Source organism: Mycobacterium triplex (genome assembly GCF_000689255.1).
GTDB lineage: Bacteria > Actinomycetota > Actinomycetes > Mycobacteriales > Mycobacteriaceae > Mycobacterium > Mycobacterium triplex.
On sequence record NZ_HG964446.1, the window covers coordinates 5,133,915 to 5,151,825 of the forward strand.

The following is a 17,911-nucleotide window of genomic DNA, read 5'->3' on the forward strand; positions in this document are numbered from 1 at the left end:
GCCTTAGAATGTGTTGTCACCGCTGTTAGCAGCGCATTTGGGCCGGTTTCCGATCGGGCGATCTGATAGCCTTTAACAAAGATTTGGTTCGGCAGGAGGACGAATGCGTAGGTTTGCCGGGTCGCAGTCCTGTCGACATGCGAACGGTTAGCCATGGCCAGGGCCGAAACCTTGGCTAAGGCCAAGCGGGCGACGACCGATCGTCTGGACCAGGCCGACGATTCCGGGACACGCCGCACCGAGATCCTGCAGACCGCCGCGTCTTTGATCGCGTCGTCGGGATTGCGAACCTCGTTGCAGGAGATCGCGGACGCCGCGGGAATTCTGCCCGGAAGCCTGTATCACCATTTCGAATCCAAAGAAGCGATCCTCATCGAGCTGATCCGCCGCTATCAGGACGATCTGCACCGGATCGGGGAAAACGCGCAGGCAAGACTGGACGATGCCGATTCGCGACCGGCTGACGAGAGAATCATCGAGCTGGGATCGGCGGTCGCCAACTGCGCCGTGCACCATCGGGCCGCCCTGCAGATGTCCTTCTACGAGGGGCCGAGCGCGGACCCCGAATTGATGAACCTGACCCGACAGCAGTCCGTCGCGGTGCAAGAGGCGATGGTGCAGACGCTGCGCGCCGGCAGGTGGAGCGGCTACATCAAGCCGGACATCGATCTGCCCACGCTGGCCGACCGCATCTCGCAGACCATGCTGCAGGTCGGGCTCGACGTGATGCGGCACAACTCCGCACCCAACCAGGTGGCCGAGCTGTTGTGCCGAATCATCTTGCAGGGCTTGGCGGCCCGGCCGCCCACCGACGCGGCATTGGACCGGTCCAACGCCATTGCCGCCGCCAGCGCGGTCATAGAATCGTGGGCCGACGACAGCGACGCCGATCCCAGCGACAAGGCGGCCCATGTCCGTGCGGTGGCCCGGACCGAATTCGGCCGCAAAGGCTACGAGGCCACCACCATCCGCGACATCGCGTCGGCGGCGGGTCTGGGCACCGGAACCGTCTATCGGGTCATCGGCTCCAAGGACGAACTTCTCGACTCGATCATGGTGTCGTTCGGGCAGAAGGTCGAGGCCGGGTGGGTCGCCGTGCTGCGCTCGGAGTCCACGCCCATCGAGAAGCTGGACGCACTGAGCTGGGTCAACGTCAACGCGCTGGACCGCTTCTCCGACGAATTCCGGATTCAGCTGGCGTGGATGCGGCAATCGCCACCGACTGCCAACCCGGGCTGGTCGTACCCCACTCGGCTACGGCAGATGAAATCGCTGCTCTCCGAAGGCATCCGCTCCGGCGAGATTCGCATCGACGCTCCCTCGGTCGCGATGCTGGCGCGCTGCGTCATCGGCCTGCAGTGGATACCGGAGAACATTCTGCGCGAAATCGGCAAGCGACCCGCGCTGGTGCACACCCGTGACACCGTGTTGCGCGGCGCCGCCGTGCGCGGCAAGTAAGTCCGAATTAACCGCCCCGGTATTGAACCAAATAACTGTTACCCATACAGTTGAGCAGTTAGAACCGCGTTGGCATTATCCGAGAAGGGGATTTCCATGACCATTGTCGATCGGTTGCGCTACGACGGCAAGCGCGCTCTCGTTGTTGGTGGCGCGACTGGCATGGGCGCCGCGGCGGCCAAGTCAGCGGCCGAGTTGGGTGCCGAAGTCATCGTGATGGACTACGCGCCGGTGGACTACAAGGTCGCCCAGTCCGTGCAGGTCGACCTGCGTGACCCCGCCTCGATCGACGCCGCGCTCGAGCAGGTGAAGGGCCCCATCCACGCCGTGTTCTCCGCCGCCGGCGTCGCCGACGGAACGATCGACCTGATGAAGATCAACTTCATCGGCCACCGCCACTTGATCGACCGCCTGCTGGAAAAGAACCAGCTCCCCAACGGCTCGGCGATCTGCTTCATCTCCTCGGTGGCCGGCATGGGCTGGGAGAACGACCTGGACCTGATGCTGGAGTTCCTGGCCACGCCGGACTTCGCGGCGGCCGAGGCGTGGTGCCAGGCGCACGAGGCCGACGGCATCAACCACTACGGCACCAGCAAGAAGGTGATCAACACCTACGTGGCCACCCAGGGATATCCGCTGGCGAAAAAGGGGATTCGCATCAACGCGATCTGCCCGGGCCCGACCGACACCCCGCTGGCCCAGGCCAATGCGGACCTGTGGCTGTCGTTTGCCCAGGACTACCGCGACGAGACCGGCTCCAAGGTGCACACCCCGGAGCAGATGGGCGACGTGATGGCGTTCCTCAACAGCGAGGCGGCCTGCGGCGTCAGCGGGATCACCATGCTGGTGGACTCGGGCCACACGATGGCGTCGATGACCGGCGCCTACGCCCCGGGCAAGCCGATCATCGACATCATCATGGGCAAGGTCAAGCTCTAACCGTTTGTCGTTCCGCGAGACTGCAACCACCGACGGGTCTACTCGGCGGTCGCGTCGGCAGCTGCAGTCTCGCGGTTAAGTAACGTCGGTGGCATGGCACGCATTGTCATCTTCGGCGGGCACGGCAAGGTCGCACTGCAGCTGGCCCGCATCCTGACCGAGCGTGGCGACGGGGTGAGCTCCGTCTTCCGCAATCCCGACCATTCCGACGAGGTCGCTGCCACCGGTGCCGAACCGGTGGTGGGCGACATCGAGCAGCTGGACACCAACGCGCTGGCCGATCTGGTGACCGGTCACGACGCGGTCGTGTTCTCGGCCGGCGCGGGCGGCGGGAACCCGGCGCGCACCTACGCCGTCGACCGTGACGCCGCGATCCGGGTGATCGATGCCGCCGCCCAGGCGGGTGTCCAACGGTTCGTAATGGTGTCCTACTTCGGCGCCGGTCCGGATCATGGTGTGCCGCAAGATGATCCGTTCTTCGCCTACGCGGAGGCCAAGGCCGCCACGGACGCCCACCTGCGGGCCGGCGCACTCGACTGGACGGTGTTGGGACCCGGGCGGCTCACCCTGGACGAGGCGACCGGCAAAATCGTGCTGGACGAGGGCAAGGGCTCCGTCTCCCGCTCCGACGTCGCGCTGGTCGTGGCCGCCGCGCTGGCCGACGATTCCACGATCCGCCGGACCATCGAATTCAACAATGGAGACATCCCGATCGCCGAAGCACTGGCGGGCTGATTAAACTGCTTGTCGCAGCTGGTCTGCTTGCGCCGCACCCGCGGCGCCGGCATCGAGCGAGGCAAAGTTAGTAACGCTTCGTAAGAGGGAACCCGGTGAGAATCCGGGACTGTCCCGCAACGGTATGCAGGAACGACCGCCGTCAGAGTTTTTGGCAAGCACTGGTCAGCACGACTGGGAAGCGACGGCCACTAGGAGCACCACCCCGTGCGTGCCTGCGAGTCCGGAGACCTGCCGGCTGTGCCGGGCGCACCCGCGTCCGGCGGCTCATCGCCTCGTGGAATGGGCGTTAGGCTGCAGCCGTTAGTGGTTAGTGCCTGGGTACTAACCGCTGTTGGATGGGCTGCACGTCCGCCGGCGGTGACCACCACGCCGATTGAAGGACGAATATCGTGACCTCTCAAGCATTCACCGCAACTGTCGTCGGCTCCCCGCGCATCGGCCCGAAACGCGAACTCAAGCGCGCGACCGAGAGCTACTGGAAAGGCCGTACCAGCCGATCCGAACTCGAAAGTGTCGCCGCCACTTTGCGCCGCGACACGTGGAAGGGCCTGCTCGACGCCGGTTTGGACTCGGTTCCGGTGAACACCTTCTCCTACTACGACCAGGTGCTCGACACCGCGGTCATGCTGGGCGCGTTGCCGGCCCGGGCCGCGCAAATCCCCGACGACCTGGACCGCTACTTCGCCGCTGCCCGCGGCAACAAGGACGTCGCGCCGCTGGAGATGACCAAGTGGTTCGACACCAACTACCACTACATCGTTCCCGAGATCGAGCCCGCGACGAAGTTCACGCTGAACCCCGACAAGGTGCTCTCCGAGCTGAAAGAGGCTCTCGGACAAGGAATTCCGGCACGCCCAGTCGTCGTCGGGCCCATCACTTTTCTGTTGCTGAGCAAGGGCGTCAACGGCGCCGGCGCGCCGATCGAGCGCCTGCAGGAGCTCGTGGGAATCTACTCCGAGCTGCTGAGCCTGCTGGCCGACAACGGCGCGCAGTGGGTGCAGATCGACGAGCCGGCGCTGGTCACCGACATCTCCCCCGACGCCCCCGCCCTGGCTGAGGCGGTCTACAACGCACTGGGCAAGGCGAGCAACCGCCCCGCCATCTACGTCGCCACCTACTTCGGTGACCCCGGCGAATCGTTGGGCGCGCTGGCCCGCACGCCCGTCGAGGCGATCGGCGTCGACCTGGTCTACGGTGCCGACACCGCGATCGCCGCGGTCCCCGAGCTGGTCACCAAGACGCTGGTGGCCGGAGTCGTGGACGGGCGCAACATCTGGCGCACCGACCTGCAGGCGGCGCTGGCCAAGCTGGCAACGCTGCTGGGTTTGGCCGCCAACGTCGCGGTCTCGACGTCGTGCTCCACCCTGCACGTGCCGTACTCGCTGGAGCCGGAGACCGGCCTCGATGACGCGCTGCGCAGCTGGCTGGCGTTCGGGCAGGAGAAGGTCGCCGAGGTGGTGGCGCTGTCGCGGGCCCTGCACGAGGGCCGTGACGCGGTCGCCGCCGAGATCGAGGCCTCCAACGCCGCCGTGGCGTCGCGCAAGAAGGACCCGCGGCTGCACAATGACGCGGTGCGCGAGCGGATCGCCTCGATCGTCGCCTCCGGTTCGCACCGCGGTGCCGCCGCGCAACGGCGGACCAGCCAGGACGAGCGGCTGCACCTGCCGCCGCTGCCGACGACGACGATCGGCTCGTTCCCGCAGACCGTCGAGATCCGCAAGGCGCGCGCCGCGCTGGTCGCCGGTGAGATCGACGAGGCCGAGTACGAGAAGCGGATGAAGCAGGAGATCGCCGACGTCATCAAGCTGCAGGAGCAGCTCGGCCTCGATGTGCTGGTGCACGGCGAGCCCGAGCGCAACGACATGGTGCAGTACTTTGCCGAGCAGTTGGACGGCTTCTTCGCGACCAAGAACGGCTGGGTGCAGTCCTACGGCAGCCGCTGCGTGCGGCCGCCGGTGCTCTACGGTGACGTGATCCGCCGGCAGCCGATGACGGTGGAGTGGGCGAAATACGCGCAATCGCTGACCGACAAGCCCGTCAAGGGCATGCTGACCGGGCCGGTGACGATCCTGGCATGGTCATTCGTCCGCGACGACCAGCCGCTGGCCGACACCGCCAACCAGGTGGCGCTGGCGATCCGCGACGAGACGGTGGATCTGCAGGAAGCCGGCATCGCGGTCATCCAGGTCGACGAGCCCGCGCTGCGCGAGCTGCTGCCGCTGCGTCGGGCCGATCAGGACGACTATTTGCGTTGGGCGGTCGGGTCTTTCCGGTTGGCCACCTCCGGCGTCGCCGACTCGACGCAGATCCACACGCACCTGTGCTACTCGGAGTTCGGTGAGGTGATCGGCGCGATCGCCGACCTGGACGCCGACGTCACGTCCATCGAGGCGGCCCGCTCACACATGGAGGTGCTGGACGACCTCAACGCGGTCGGCTTCGCCAACAGCGTGGGCCCCGGCGTGTACGACATCCACTCGCCGCGGGTGCCCAGCACCGGCGAGATGGCCGAATCGCTGCGGGCCGCGCTGCAGGCGCTGCCGGCGGAGCGGCTGTGGGTCAACCCCGACTGCGGGCTGAAGACACGCAACACCGACGAGGTGACGGCGTCGCTGCAGAACATGGTCGCTGCCGCGCGGGAAGTCCGCGCGGGGGTCTAGCCTTCGCGTTTCGCTCGCGAGCGTAACGCCACGCTGGTTTTCCGCGCGAAATTCCGGCGTGGCGTCACGCTCGCGGCTCCGGCTCCTCGGCGGGCTCTTCGGATTCGGAAGCGGCAGCACCCGACAGCACCTGGACCGGCACCTGGTCGTCCCAGGGCTGCCGGGTGACCATGTCCGCGACTTTGACTGTGCCGCGCTCGAATTCGCCCGTCGCGGCGTCCACCAGCCGGTAGGACTGGGTCTGCTTGTGGATCGGCTGGGCGTCGAGTAGCACCACGCGCACTTCACCGGGCAGGAAGCCGCAGCGCTGCTGCATCGCGGCGATCAGCTGCTCGTTGTGCATGTGGCCGTCGCCGAAATTCCAGCCGACGGCGGTGCTGCAGATCCGCTCGCCGTCGGTGATGACGTAGTCGTCTTCGTTCTGACCGGCCATCGCCCGATGCGCCAGCGTGAACAACGCCCGGCCGTGAGTGTTCATGGCGCGGAACGCATATCCCAGATACATCGGGATCTGCGCGCGCTCCTTGCCATACACCTTCTCCAGCTGGGCCGCCGGCATGCTGGCGATCGAGACGATGTTGTGGTTGATCTTCTTGTCGGCCGAGGCCTTGATACACCACAGCGTGGTATCCCAGTTGCCGGCGTAATAGCGCATGGCGGGCAGAAACGAGATCTTGCGCGGAAACAGGTTGCCCGCGATCACGATTCCGGCGATGAACGCGATGAAAATCCCCAGCAGGACAGGGTTTTTCAGGTCGGGCAGGCCGGTATGTGCGTGGCCGACGAACAGCGCGAACACGCCGAAGATCATGAACACATTCCATTCCAAGGGAACCCCCATCGGGATCGCCGACAGGATGCCGAAGTGGAAGATCACCATGATCGCCGCCGGAACCGCGGTCCACCAGCCGCCGTGCGCGACGAATAGCACGATGGGCACACACATTTCGACGAAGGTGCTCACGTGGGCGAAGACCCGCGACAATCGCCCGGGCCGCAGATCGTCCGGGAACTTCTCGAAGAACAACCGCTTGATGAACCGGGGCCGGAACACTGGGTTGTTCGACATCATGGTCGACATCACGAACGGAAAGTGCTTGTTCAGTTTGGATGTCGCGGCGCCTATCCAGATCACTAGAAAGACCAGCTTGTCGGCGATGATCATGTCGACACCGCCGAACATGAAGGTCGCCGCCAGCGTCGCGTAGACCTCGCCGCGGGCGGCCAAAAAGATCACCTTGTCGCGCAAGCCCAGTACGCCGAGCAGCACCAGGATCAGCACGATCCGCCACGGACGAATCAACCCGACCTGCGTGCCCAGCTCCGGCATCGGGCCGGTGCCGTCGGCGAACAGCGTCAGGAAGGTCACCAGCAAGAACAGCCCGTACAGCGCGTTGTCCACCAGGGTTCGGGCGGTGCCCTTGGTGCCCGGGACGAAGCGCGGCCACGGGGGCAGGCGGATCGTGTCGGGGCGTAGCCAGTACAGGATCGACCCCATCGGCGGATTGAACCGGTTGTTCAGCGGCCCGAAGCCGCAGCCCAGCCCGACCACCTCGAAGAGCATCGTGTAGAGCACTACCTTCTCGAACACGATCGGCTCGGCGTACCACGACAGCACGTTGGTGACCGCCAACCCGCGAGTGGTCGGCACCGCCAACAGCCAAGCGAACAGGATGTAAAGCAGGACCTTGCCGACATAGAACAGATGCAGAACGACCGGGGTTCCGAAACCGACCTCGGCCCAATGTCGGGCCATCGGGCGAATCTTCTCGCTGCGGGACAGCTTGCTCCACTCGTCGATGTCGACCTGCGGCAGTTCCGGTTGGAGAAATCCCATGGTTCCACACCCTAGAACCTGTGCTAGCGAAGCGTGTTGTGGATCGCGGATGACATCCTTTGCCCGCGAGTTCTCCACCGGTTAGCGTGATCTCTTGGCACCCGCTGAGGAGATGTCCATCATGAGCAGACTTCGGTTCCTGATATCGGCCACGGCAATGGCGGGCGTGACTGCCGCCGCAGTCGGTGCCGGCACCGCCTACGGCCAGGCGCCGGCACCGGGTGATTCGTGCACGGTGTTGCACTCCACCACCCAGGACGCCAACGGCCGCACCATGTGGTGCAACCCGACCATGACCGGCAACCACAGCCTGGTTTGGCAATACGGCGGTCCGACGGACTAACCGGCCTACCTAAAGGCCAGTGCCCGCTGCTCGCGACCGGAGTACGCACTCAGCGGGCGGATCAAAGAGTTCGACGCGGCCTGCTCCATGATGTGAGCGGTCCATCCCGTGATCCTGCTCATCACGAAGATCGGCGTGAAGCAGGCGATGTCGAATCCCATCAGGTAGTAGGCCGGGCCGGTCGGGAAGTCGAGATTGGGCTTAATTGCAGTGGCGTCGAACATCTCGGCTTCCAGGATGCTGTACATCTCCAGCCAGCGCTGCCCGTCGCGCGCCGCCGCGACGCGGCTCAGCGCTTGCTTCATCGTCGGCACCCGGGAGTCACCGTTTTTGTAGACCCGGTGCCCGAATCCCATGACCTTCTCTTTGCGGGCGAGCTTGCCGCGCAACCACTCCCGGGCATTGCCCGGGTCGCCGATCTCGATCATGTCGCGCATGACGGCCTCGTTGGCACCGCCGTGCAGCGCACCCTTGAGCGCACCGATGGCACCGGTGACCGCGCTGTAGATGTCCGACTGCGTCGAGGTCACCACCCGCGCCGCGAACGTGGAGGCGTTGAAACCGTGCTCGGCGTAAAGGATCATCGATTGGTCGAATGCCTGCACGACTGCGGGTTCGGGCACCTCGCCGAAGCACATCTGCAGAAAGTTCTCGGTGTATCCCAGCCCACTGTGTGGTGGGATCGGCGCCAGCCCGCGACGGCGGCGCATGTCCACCGCGACGATGGTCGGCAGCACCGCGAGCATGCGCAGCGCCTTGGCCCGGTTCGCCGAGTCGTCGTCCTCCTCGGGGTCCTCGGCGCCCAAAAAGCTGATCGCCGTACGTACTACGTCCATCGGATGGCAGTTGTCCGGAAGCTTTGTCAACAGCGACAGCATCGACCGGTCGACTCGGCGGCTGGCGCGTTCGCGCTGGCTGAACAGCGCCAGCTCCGCGTCGGTGGGCAGCTCACCGCGCCACAGCAGGAATGCGACCTGCTCGAAACTGCAGTGGGCGGCCAGATCCTGGACCGGATATCCGCGGTAGGTCAGCGAATTGGTCTCCGGCACCACCTTCGAAATGGCGGTGGTGTCCACCACGACGCCGGCGAGGCCCTTCTTGATGTCAGCGGTCGGCGCGGTCATGGCTGTTCCCTTCAAGCGTGAAATTGTAAGTGTTGTTGTCGAATTCGTTGTAGTCCTCATAGCGCAGCAGCTCGTAGAGACGGCTGCGATGCTGCATCCGATCCAGAAGACCGAATTGCGTTCCCGATGACTCGATTTCGCGCAGGCCCGCTTCGACCGCGAACATCGCCAGCCGCAGCGTGGTGACCGGGTAGATGACGACGTTGTAGCCGATGTCGGCCAGCTGACCCGCGCTCAGCAGCGGCGACTTGCCGAATTCGGTCATGTTGGCCAGAAGTGGAACGTCGACGGCGGCGCGGAACGCGTCGAACTCCGCCGCTTCGGTCAGCGCTTCGGTGAAGATCATGTCGGCTCCGGCGTCGGCGTAGGCACGGGCGCGCTCGATCGCGGCGGGCAGACCTTCGATGCCTGCGGCATCCGTGCGTGCGCAGACGACAAAGTTGGGATCGCGCCGTGCGGATACCGCTGCGCGCAACCGCTTTACCATGTCGGCGGCCGGCACGACGGCCTTGCCGTCCAGGTGACCGCAGCGCTTGGGGTTGACCTGATCCTCGAGGTGGCAGCCCGCCAGCCCGGCGTCTTCGAGGACGGTCACCGTGCGCGCGGCACTCATCGGTTCGCCAAAGCCGGTATCCGCGTCGATCAGCGTCGGCAGGTCGGTCACGCCGGCGATCTGCGCGCCCCGGCCCGCGACCTCGGTCAGCGTCGTCAGCCCGATATCCGGTAATCCGAGATCGGCGGCCAGTGCCGCACCCGACACATAGACGCCCTCGAAGCCCGCCTCGGCCACCGCCTTGGCCACCAGCGGCGAGAAGGCGCCCGGAAACCGTTGCAGCCGACCGGAATCCAGCCCGGACCGGAATGCGACCCGCTTGTCGGCGGCGCTGGACGAGGAGCCGATCACCGGAAGATCCCCGACGGTATCCCCGGCGCCTTGTCCAGCACCCGCGGATCGACCAGCACATTCAGCGCCCCCAGCGCACCGCCCTTCAGATCGGCCAGGGAGTCGACGGCGGACAAGAAGCGTTGCTGTTCAGCGGGATCCACGACGTCGTCGGCGAGCGCGGTGAACTTGCCCACGTACTGCTCGCGCGCGAACGGCCGAGCGCCCAGCGGATGGGCGTCGGCCACCGCCAATTCGTCGGAGATCACCTCGCCGTTCTTCAGCGTCACCTCCGCACGCGCCCCAAAAGCCTTCTCGGCCGGGTCGTTCGAGTGGTAGCGGCGAGTCCACTCCGGATCCTCGACGGTGGAGATCTTGTGCCATAGGTCCACGGTGTCGGGGCGGTGTGCCCGATCGGGAGCATAGGAGCGCTCGTGGTGCCAGCTGCCGTCTTGCAGCGCGACCGCGAAGATGTAGGGCAGCGAGTGATCCAGCGTCTCGCGTGAGGCGTCCGGGTCGAACTTCTGCGGGTCCCCCGAGCCGGTGCCGATCACGTAATGGGTGTGGTGGCTGGTGTGCAGCACGATCGTCGCGATCTGCTCGAGATCGCCGATACGCTCGCGCAGCCGGCGCGCCAGGTCGATCGGCGCCTGGCTCTGGTACTCCGCGGAGTGTTCCTTGGTGTAGCTGTCCAAGATCGCGCGCTTGGGTTCGCCGGGCTCGGGCAGCGGCACCTGATAGGTGTGTTCGGGACCGCCCAGCAGCCAGGCGATGACACCGTCCTCGCCCTCCCAGATCGGCGCCGGCGATCCCTCGCCGCGCATCGCGCGGTCGACCGCCTCGATGGCGATCTTGCCGGCGAACGCGGGCGCGAACGCCTTCCAGCTCGAGATCAGACCTTTTCGTGATTGACGGGTTGCCGTCGTGAGGTGCAGCGCCTGTCCGACCGCGTGGTAGATCGTCTCGACGTCCAGTCGCAGCATCGTTCCGATGCCCGCGGCCACCGACGGGCCCAGATGCGCGACGTGGTCGATCTTGTGCTCGTGCAGGCAGATTCCCTTGACCAGATCAATCTGGATCTCATACGCGGTGGCCAGACCGCGGATCAGGTCGGCGCCACGCACATCGAGCTGCTGGGCGACGGCGACGAGCGGCGGGATGTTGTCGCCGGGGTGGGAGTAGTCCGCGGCCAAGAACGTGTCGTGGAAATCGAGTTCACGCACCGCGACACCGTTGGCCCAGGCCGCCCACTCGGTCGAATAGCTGCCCTGCACGCCGAAGACCCGTGCCCCCCGCTGCACCGGATGCGCCAGCGCCTGCTCCCGCGCTACCGTGACCGGCCGCCTGATCACCGAGGCGGCACTGACGGCCGCGTTGTCGATGATCCGGTTGCACACCATCTCCGCGGTCTGCGGAGCGACGGCGACCGGATCCGCGGCCACCTCGGCAATCGCCCAGGCCAGCTGCTCGCTGCGGGGAAAGTCGTCGGCGCTGCGCCGGGCTCGAACGTCATGGATGCGCATAAACCGCACAGTACGCAGGCGAAGGAACATGGTAAATCCCCTAAACAAGCGTAATTTTGTGTCCTCATCGCGGCAATTTTGCGAATTTTGCGAAAGACAGTGGGCGTACCCTGTTGCAGGTGGCGAAGACGTTCGCCGGTGCGCGGCTAAGGCGGCTACGTGAGGAGCACGGGCTCACTCAGGTAGCGCTGGCGCGCGCCCTGGGCCTTTCGACCAGTTACGTCAACCAGCTGGAAAATGACCAGCGCCCGATCACCGTCCCGGTGCTGCTGACCCTCACCGAGCGATTCGATTTACCGACCCAGTACTTCGCACCCGAGTCCGATGCCCGGCTAGTGGCGGACCTGCGCGAAATCTTCGCCGAAGGACCCGCGACGGCCGGGCAAATCGAGGAGCTCGTCGCCCGCATGCCGGAGGTCGGCCAGACGCTGGTCAGCCTGCACCGCCGGCTGCACGACGCCACGGCCGACCTGGAAGCGCTGCACAGTCGTGCCAGCGCCGAAATATCCGCGGGTCCCCCGCAGCCGATGCCGTTCGAGGAGGTCCGGGACTTCTTCTACGACCGCAAAAACTACATCGGGGATCTGGACGTCGCGGCCGAGCAGCTGTTCGACGAGAACCGTTTGCAGACAGGCGGACTCGACAATCAACTGGCCGAGTTCGTTCGTGAAAAGCTCGGTGTCACGGTGGTCATCGACAATGGCGACGTCTTGAATCCCAACTCCAAACGCCTGTTTCGCGCCGAGTCGAAAACCTTGTATCTGGCTCGGTGGCTTCATCCGGGGCAGCGCGCCTTTCAGTTGGCGACCCAGATCGCGTTGCTCACCCAGGCCGAGTTGATCAACGGCCTCATCGCCGGCGACGACCAGCTCAGCGAAGACGCGCGAGGCGTGGCGCGCATCGGGCTGGCCAACTACTTCGCCGGCGCGCTGTTGTTGCCCTACCGGCGATTCCTCGCAGCCGCGGAGCACATGCGCTACGACATCGACCAGCTGGCAAGGCGTTTCGAGGTGGGCTTCGAAACCGTCTGCCACCGGTTGTCGACGCTGCAACGCCCCAGTGCGCGCGGCGTCCCGTTCATCTTCGTCCGGACCGACAGCGCGGGAAACATCTCTAAACGCCAGTCCGCCACCGCTTTTCACTTCTCACGCGTGGGCGGCAACTGCCCCCTATGGGTGGTCCACCATGCCTTCTCCCGTCCCGGACAGTTCTTGACTCAGATCGCTCAAATGCCCGACGGGCGAACCTATTTCTGGCTCGCCAGGACCACGACGAGCGAGCCCAGCCGCTATCTCGGCCCGGACAAGAGCTTCGCGATCGGGCTCGGCTGCGATGTCGCACACGCCGAGAAGCTGATCTACTCGGCCGGCATCGATCTGACCGACACCGAGGTGATAGTGCCGATCGGTGCCGGATGCAAGATCTGTGACCGGCCCGCCTGTCCGCAACGCGCCTTCCCCTATCTCGGCCGCCCGGTGCGCGTCGACCCCCACTCCAGCACCGATCTGCCCTATCCGCCGGCAATCACGTCCTAAATGGTCGGTGGCACATGAATTCCGCACGAACGGACTGCTGGCATCTCGCGATCGGTGTAGTTTGCTGCTCAGCAGCCAACTGCAACCGAGGAGCCGGTCATGGCGGACGTCGATTATTGCGTGGTCGGGGCGGGTTTCGCCGGTTTGACCGCGGCCTTGCGGCTAAAGCAGGCCGGGCACTCGGTGGCCTTGCTGGAAGCCCGTGACCGGGTAGGCGGTCGCACCTTCACCGAAACTCACCCGGACGGAACGTGGGTCGACCGCGGCGGCGCGTGGATCGGACCGGGGCAGGACCGCATCTACGCGTTGATGGACGAGTTCGGCGTGCCGGAATACAAGCAGCACAACGACGGCGACGCGATCATGATCGCCGACGGCAAGAAACACCGTTACGGCGGCACCATCCCGTGGGCGATGAGCCCTTGGGCGGTGGCAAACCTGGGTTACGGCCTGACCGTCGCCGGAGAGATGTGCAAGGGGATTCCGCTCGAAGCCCCGTGGGAAGCCAAGAAGGCGCAGGAGTGGGACCGCATCAGCGTCGGTGAGTGGATCCACAAGAACACCAAATCCAAGCAGGCCCAGGAGATGCTGGACATGGCGTTGGGCGGCACGTACACCTCGGCGGGGTCGGAGACGTCGTTGCTGTGGATGCTGCTGCAGATGGGCTCCGGCGGCGGGCCCACCTTCGTCATCTCCGGCAAGGGCGGAGCCCAGGATGCCCGCCCGGTCGGCGGGATGGGCGCCATCTACCGTCCGATCGTCGCCGAACTCGCTGACGCGCTTCATCTTTCGCAGCCGGTGCGGCAGATCGCCCAAGACGCCGACGGCGTGACGATCACCGCGGCCGATCTCACGGTGCGGGCGCGGCGGGTCATTGTCGCGATCCCACTGGCGATCGCGACCTCGATCGCGTACGAGCCGGCGCTGCCGGTGGATCGCGCATTCCTGCACCAGCGCATGCCCAGTGGCGCGGTGATCAAGACCTCGGTCTTCTACGACGAGCCGTTTTGGCGTGCCGACGGACTGTCCGGCCAGTCGTCCTCGCCGGGATCCCCGGCGACGCTGACCATCGACGCCTGCACCGACACCGCGGACACGGGCATCATGTGCATCATCACCGAGGGACCGGCGGCCCGTCGATTGACCGGGCTCGAGTTCGCCGATCAGAAAGAGATTCTGATCGGCGAACTCGTCGATCGGTTCGGCGATAAGGCCAAAGCACACCGCGAATTCCACCTGCAGAACTGGAGTACGGAGCGCTACTCCGGCGGCGGCATGATCAGCCACGCCCCCACCGGTGTGCTGACCGAATTCGGCTACACCTTGCGTGAACCCTGCGGTCGCATCCATTGGGCCGGCACCGAGAGTTCGGCGATCATGTGCGGGTGGATCGACGGAGCGATTCGGTCCGGCGAGCGCGCCGCGGCCGAAGTGGCCACCGCCGAAACCGCCACCGTCGCCTAGACACGCGCACCCACCTGGTCATCCCGGACGTGCACTGCCAAAACGGCAGTGCCACAATGGGCCGAATGTCGCCATCACGGGGGCCTGACCAGGAAAGTTGACGGAATGGGTGTTAGCGTCGCACGCCCTTTCCGTCGTCGAGCCCTGCGGCGGTATCGGCTTCGGCTCAGTGCCGATTCCGGCAGCGGTTTCTACGGCAGCCAACAGGTCCGGTTGCTCCGAATCTATTTGGGCGCCACCACTTTCCTGTTCACCTACGGCGTGGTGTTCAGCTTGATCCCGATCCACCGCGGGCTGACGCCAGGCAAGCCCAGCGGCGGGATCGCGGCGATCGTCCTTGGCCTCGCCGCCCTGGTCTGGCTGGCCGTGCGACCCGACAAACCCGCACCGGCCACCGCCGTGGCGATCGTGGCCACACCCATCGTGATGGCCTACCACGTGGCGATCACCGCCGAGTTCGCGTGCCTGATCGCGCCGATGTTTCTGGCGATGTACCTGCGCGCGTTCTACCCGCCGCGCCGTGGTGCGAGCCTGGTCGCGATCCTGACCCTGGCGTCGGTCGTCGCCCTTGCGATCTCGCACACGGCCAGGTTGTACATCGACTACCTCATCTTCGCGGTCGCGATCGTCGGGGCCGCCGAGTCGTTCGGGCTGCTGATGCGGGCCCTGGTCAATGCGGCGTGCACCGACCCGCTGACCCGCCTACTCAACCGCGCGGGCTGGGAGATCGCCACCGCCGACCTGTTGGCCCGATCGCGTTCGGCAACGGTCACCGTCATCGTGCTCGACATCGACAACTTCAAGACGATCAACGACACCCAGGGGCATCTCGCCGGCGACCGACACCTGGTCAGCCGCGCGGAGTGCTGGCGAAAGCTAGCGCCCGCCAATGCCGTTCTGGCCAGGCTGGGCGGTGACGAGTTCGCGGTGTGTATCGCCGACGACGCGCACCCGACGCCGGCCCGTGCGCAGCGGTTTGTCGACGACGTCCGCCTTTACACCCCGAACACCAGCCTCGGCACCGCGTCACATAGCGGTGCGAGCGCCGACATCGCCGCGCTGTACGCCGCCGCCGACGCCGAACTCTACGACGCCAAGCGCAAGAAGATTCCGGGCGCCCTCGGCATCTAGCCGGCTTGCTTGGCCGGCGGACGATAGAAGATCAGCAGCAGGCCAAGCCCGCCGGCGAGCCCGAGTCCCACCGCGATCAGCAGTCCGTTCCAGCCCATCAGCGGGTTGTTGACCCCGAAAATCACCCAGTCCAGGCTGAGCCGGCCGGGGCCCAGGGCCGCCACCGCGACCGCGCTGACCGCCAGGACCAGGTTGTACTCCCAGCCCTCCTTGACGATGAAGAAGCCGTTGGCGCGGTGCACGGTCCAGGCCGCAACCAGCATCAGCGCGACAAAGCCCGCGGCCGGGATCGGCGTGAGCAGCCCGGCCGCCAGCCCCAGCCCGGCGGCGATCTCGGTGGTGGCGGCCACCGTCGCGTGGAACTTGCCCGGCTTCATACCGATGCTCTCGAACCAGCGCGCGGTACCCGGTATGCGGCCGCCGCCAAAGAACTTGTTGTAGCCATGCGCGGCCAATGTCACGCCCAGCACCAGCCGCAGGATCAGTAATCCGACGTCGTAGGGAGTCATACGTGCAAACCTAGATCATCGGGCTGATCGGGTAACAGCAACGGTGAGCGGACCACACCGTGGTGTTGCTTAACGGCCACGCGGTTCATCCGCGGGAGATCCCGGGCAACAACGGCCACGCCATCGAAGTGACGCGACGACCAGGCCTGCCGGCGCCACTCGCTTCCGCATCACCACCGTGGTGGGCCTGCGGTACGACCGCTGTTGGTCAGCGTGGGCTCAGACCTCGCGCGAGGGTCAGCCCGCTGCGCGCGCACGACGACGCCGACTACGACGCAGCGGTGTTGGTCCGCCTCGACGACGTGCACGCCCGGGTAGTTGCCGATCTTCGAGGCGCGGCCCAGGTGCCGCGGTTGACCGCCTATTCAGTGAAACTTGTTGCGGCACTTGGCAAAGTCAAGGCCGGGGACTTCACCTGGCTGACCCGGCCGCCGATCGACTCGTATCAGACCGTGTGGTTCGAATGGCACGAGGAGCTGATCGGTGCCGCGGGGCTGACCCGCGAGGAAGCGGCGAGATCCGGTGACGCGCAATAGGTCCTACAGCGCGGCATCGAGCAGCTCCAGGTAGGTGTCGACGTCGGCGATCACGGACTCCGCCGTATGGACGCTGATCGCGATGGTCTCGCCGATGCCGTGCACTCCGTGCGTCAGGCCCATCGACGGCGACAGCCCGGGATAGCCGGCCGTCAGCACCACCGGCGCCTCCCCGAACCGCAGATCGGCGGGCCCGCGGTTGACACTGGACACCACGGTGTTGCCCAGCACCTGCGCGGACCGCACCTCGGAGTCGAATTGTGAGATGCCCCAACGTAGTAGCGGGGCAGGCACCGCGGCGAACGCGCGGTCCCCCGCACGTGTCGCGGGATGTTCGAATCGGCGCCGGCCGTTGGCCAGGTCGGCGGCGATCCGATCCAGCCGCGCGTCCAGCTCGAGCCGCGGGTAGAGCCCGACCACGATATTGCCGAAATGGTTATTGGCTTGGGGCACACCGGGTTTGACCATCGGAACTTCCGCACCCAGCGCATCGGTCCCGTCGGCAAGCAGCCGGGACAGCGCGGTCGACACGGCGGCGAGCACCGCGACGGTGACGCTGGGTCCGCGTAGCTGTGCGCGATGTCGCACCAGCGTGCGGATCGAACGCGTACCGTCGGGGCGGGCATTGGTCAAAAGCGGCGGCCGAGTGCCGGCCCCCGGCGCGGTGTCGCGAAGCAACTGGCGATGCTTCCAGGCGGCCTCGGCGGCCCGCCACGCGAAGCAGCCCGGCGACGCCCGTCGCACCGCGGGCACCGGAGCGGCCCGCCCGAACAGCCAGCCCGCCAGCGCCGCCCCGCGAGCGCCGTCGGCCAGCGCGTGCGGTGCCTGCAAGACCGCCACGACGCCCGGGCCGTCGACGCCGGGAATGCCGAGCACCGGCGTGAACACGTGCAGCCGCCAGGGCACGCGGCGAAGGTCCAGCTGGCTGTCGGCCAAGCCCGCCACCGCCGCCAGGCAGGCCTGCCAGCCGTGGTCGGCCACGTCGTGGCGGACGACCTGCCCGGGCGCCACCGGCGAGGGGACCCAGCGCGGATAGGTCAGCGAGCAGCCATCCTCGACCCGCAGCATCAACTCGGGGCACGCCCGAGCCCGGCGAAGGATCTCGTCGATGGCGCGATCCGGATTGCCGGGTTCGCCGTCGAATGCGTACAGCAGGAACTCGTCGTTGGGGACTTTGGCCGACATCCAGTAGAACTGCGCATCGACGGCCGCCATGCGGCGCGCAGCCATG

The 17,911-nt window shown here is 66.3% G+C and carries 14 protein-coding genes, 1 pseudogene and 1 riboswitch; of the genes and pseudogenes, 9 read left to right on the forward strand and 6 right to left on the reverse strand.

The window, feature by feature from the left end:
- Nucleotides 1-153 precede the first annotated feature (153 nt).
- The 4 genes from BN973_RS23705 (at nt 154) to metE (ending at nt 5,795) form a co-directional block, all read left to right on the forward strand.
- Entirely contained in the window at nt 154-1,458 is a 1,305-nt protein-coding gene (locus BN973_RS23705; protein WP_036471148.1) for a TetR/AcrR family transcriptional regulator, read from the forward strand.
- Nucleotides 1,459-1,554: 96 nt separating this feature from the next.
- Nucleotides 1,555-2,397: an SDR family oxidoreductase gene (locus BN973_RS23710; RefSeq protein ID WP_036471149.1), complete on the forward strand. Its 843-nt coding sequence runs from the start codon at nt 1,555-1,557 to the stop codon at nt 2,395-2,397.
- A 93-nt stretch (nt 2,398-2,490) separates the two neighbouring features.
- On the forward strand, nt 2,491-3,132 hold the full coding sequence (locus BN973_RS23715) for an SDR family oxidoreductase (RefSeq protein ID WP_036471150.1): 642 nt from the start codon (nt 2,491-2,493) through the stop codon (nt 3,130-3,132).
- A 30-nt stretch (nt 3,133-3,162) separates the two neighbouring features.
- Nucleotides 3,163-3,385: riboswitch (cobalamin riboswitch) on the forward strand.
- A gap of 139 nt (nt 3,386-3,524) precedes the next feature.
- Entirely contained in the window at nt 3,525-5,795 is a 2,271-nt protein-coding gene (gene metE, locus BN973_RS23720) for a 5-methyltetrahydropteroyltriglutamate--homocysteine S-methyltransferase (protein WP_036471151.1), read from the forward strand.
- Nucleotides 5,796-5,859: 64 nt separating this feature from the next.
- Here the strand turns inward: metE and BN973_RS23725 are convergent, their stop codons facing one another.
- Nucleotides 5,860-7,632, reverse strand: coding sequence for a DUF3556 domain-containing protein (locus tag BN973_RS23725; RefSeq protein WP_051641464.1), 1,773 nt, complete (start codon nt 7,630-7,632; stop codon nt 5,860-5,862).
- Between the two features lie 121 nt (nt 7,633-7,753).
- Here BN973_RS23725 and BN973_RS23730 point away from each other — a divergent pair, with 121 nt between their 5' ends.
- On the forward strand, nt 7,754-7,975 hold the full coding sequence (locus BN973_RS23730) for a hypothetical protein (protein ID WP_036472976.1): 222 nt from the start codon (nt 7,754-7,756) through the stop codon (nt 7,973-7,975).
- A 5-nt stretch (nt 7,976-7,980) separates the two neighbouring features.
- Here the strand turns inward: BN973_RS23730 and BN973_RS23735 are convergent, their stop codons facing one another.
- Genes BN973_RS23735 through prpD form a run of 3 tightly spaced genes read right to left on the reverse strand, consistent with a single transcriptional unit; the run spans nt 7,981 to nt 11,505 of the window.
- Complete coding sequence (locus BN973_RS23735; protein WP_036471152.1) at nt 7,981-9,099, reverse strand: bifunctional 2-methylcitrate synthase/citrate synthase; 1,119 nt, start codon at nt 9,097-9,099, stop codon at nt 7,981-7,983.
- Nucleotides 9,080-10,003 (reverse strand): methylisocitrate lyase, encoded by a 924-nt coding sequence (gene prpB, locus BN973_RS23740; RefSeq protein WP_036471153.1) that lies wholly within the window; start codon nt 10,001-10,003, stop codon nt 9,080-9,082. The genes BN973_RS23735 and prpB overlap by 20 nt, the downstream gene beginning before the upstream one ends.
- On the reverse strand, nt 10,000-11,505 hold the full coding sequence (gene prpD / locus BN973_RS23745) for a 2-methylcitrate dehydratase PrpD (protein WP_036471154.1): 1,506 nt from the start codon (nt 11,503-11,505) through the stop codon (nt 10,000-10,002). Before prpD ends, prpB begins: the two co-directional genes overlap by 4 nt.
- A 110-nt stretch (nt 11,506-11,615) precedes the next feature.
- Between prpD and BN973_RS23750 the strand changes: the two genes are divergently transcribed.
- The 3 genes from BN973_RS23750 to BN973_RS23760 all read left to right on the forward strand — a co-directional run bounded on the left by BN973_RS23750 (nt 11,616) and on the right by BN973_RS23760 (nt 15,635).
- Nucleotides 11,616-13,040, forward strand: a complete 1,425-nt coding sequence (locus tag BN973_RS23750; RefSeq protein WP_139830330.1) for a short-chain fatty acyl-CoA regulator family protein — start codon at nt 11,616-11,618, stop codon at nt 13,038-13,040.
- A gap of 99 nt (nt 13,041-13,139) precedes the next feature.
- On the forward strand, nt 13,140-14,504 hold the full coding sequence (locus BN973_RS23755; RefSeq protein WP_036471157.1) for a flavin monoamine oxidase family protein: 1,365 nt from the start codon (nt 13,140-13,142) through the stop codon (nt 14,502-14,504).
- A 105-nt stretch (nt 14,505-14,609) separates the two neighbouring features.
- Nucleotides 14,610-15,635 carry a GGDEF domain-containing protein gene (locus BN973_RS23760; RefSeq protein ID WP_051641465.1) on the forward strand — a complete coding sequence of 342 codons (1,026 nt, stop codon included), beginning with the start codon at nt 14,610-14,612 and terminating at the stop codon, nt 15,633-15,635.
- Here BN973_RS23760 and BN973_RS23765 read toward each other — a convergent pair.
- Nucleotides 15,632-16,144, reverse strand: coding sequence for a DoxX family protein (locus BN973_RS23765; RefSeq protein ID WP_036471159.1), 513 nt, complete (start codon nt 16,142-16,144; stop codon nt 15,632-15,634). The genes BN973_RS23760 and BN973_RS23765 overlap by 4 nt on opposite strands.
- A gap of 254 nt (nt 16,145-16,398) precedes the next feature.
- Here BN973_RS23765 and BN973_RS23770 point away from each other — a divergent pair.
- Nucleotides 16,399-16,680: pseudogene (locus BN973_RS23770) on the forward strand (MarR family transcriptional regulator); the annotation flags it as partial.
- A gap of 3 nt (nt 16,681-16,683) precedes the next feature.
- Here BN973_RS23770 and BN973_RS23775 read toward each other — a convergent pair.
- Nucleotides 16,684-17,910 carry a wax ester/triacylglycerol synthase domain-containing protein gene (locus BN973_RS23775; RefSeq protein ID WP_036471160.1) on the reverse strand — a complete coding sequence of 409 codons (1,227 nt, stop codon included), beginning with the start codon at nt 17,908-17,910 and terminating at the stop codon, nt 16,684-16,686.
- Nucleotide 17,911: the final 1 nt, after the last annotated feature.

What these genes read in the sequence shown, in the direction of transcription:
- BN973_RS23765 (WP_036471159.1), bottom strand. Translation starts at nt 16,144, where the DNA reads ATGACTCCCTACGACGTCGGATTACTGATCCTGCGGCTGGTGCTGGGC.
- BN973_RS23710 (WP_036471149.1), top strand. Translation starts at nt 1,555, where the DNA reads ATGACCATTGTCGATCGGTTGCGCTACGACGGCAAGCGCGCTCTCGTT.
- BN973_RS23725 (WP_051641464.1), bottom strand. Translation starts at nt 7,632, where the DNA reads ATGGGATTTCTCCAACCGGAACTGCCGCAGGTCGACATCGACGAGTGG.
- BN973_RS23735 (WP_036471152.1), bottom strand. Translation starts at nt 9,099, where the DNA reads ATGACCGCGCCGACCGCTGACATCAAGAAGGGCCTCGCCGGCGTCGTG.
- BN973_RS23755 (WP_036471157.1), top strand. Translation starts at nt 13,140, where the DNA reads ATGGCGGACGTCGATTATTGCGTGGTCGGGGCGGGTTTCGCCGGTTTG.
- BN973_RS23705 (WP_036471148.1), top strand. Translation starts at nt 154, where the DNA reads ATGGCCAGGGCCGAAACCTTGGCTAAGGCCAAGCGGGCGACGACCGAT.
- BN973_RS23760 (WP_051641465.1), top strand. Translation starts at nt 14,610, where the DNA reads ATGGGTGTTAGCGTCGCACGCCCTTTCCGTCGTCGAGCCCTGCGGCGG.
- BN973_RS23730 (WP_036472976.1), top strand. Translation starts at nt 7,754, where the DNA reads ATGAGCAGACTTCGGTTCCTGATATCGGCCACGGCAATGGCGGGCGTG.
- prpD (WP_036471154.1), bottom strand. Translation starts at nt 11,505, where the DNA reads ATGCGCATCCATGACGTTCGAGCCCGGCGCAGCGCCGACGACTTTCCC.
- BN973_RS23775 (WP_036471160.1), bottom strand. Translation starts at nt 17,910, where the DNA reads ATGGCTGCGCGCCGCATGGCGGCCGTCGATGCGCAGTTCTACTGGATG.
- BN973_RS23715 (WP_036471150.1), top strand. Translation starts at nt 2,491, where the DNA reads ATGGCACGCATTGTCATCTTCGGCGGGCACGGCAAGGTCGCACTGCAG.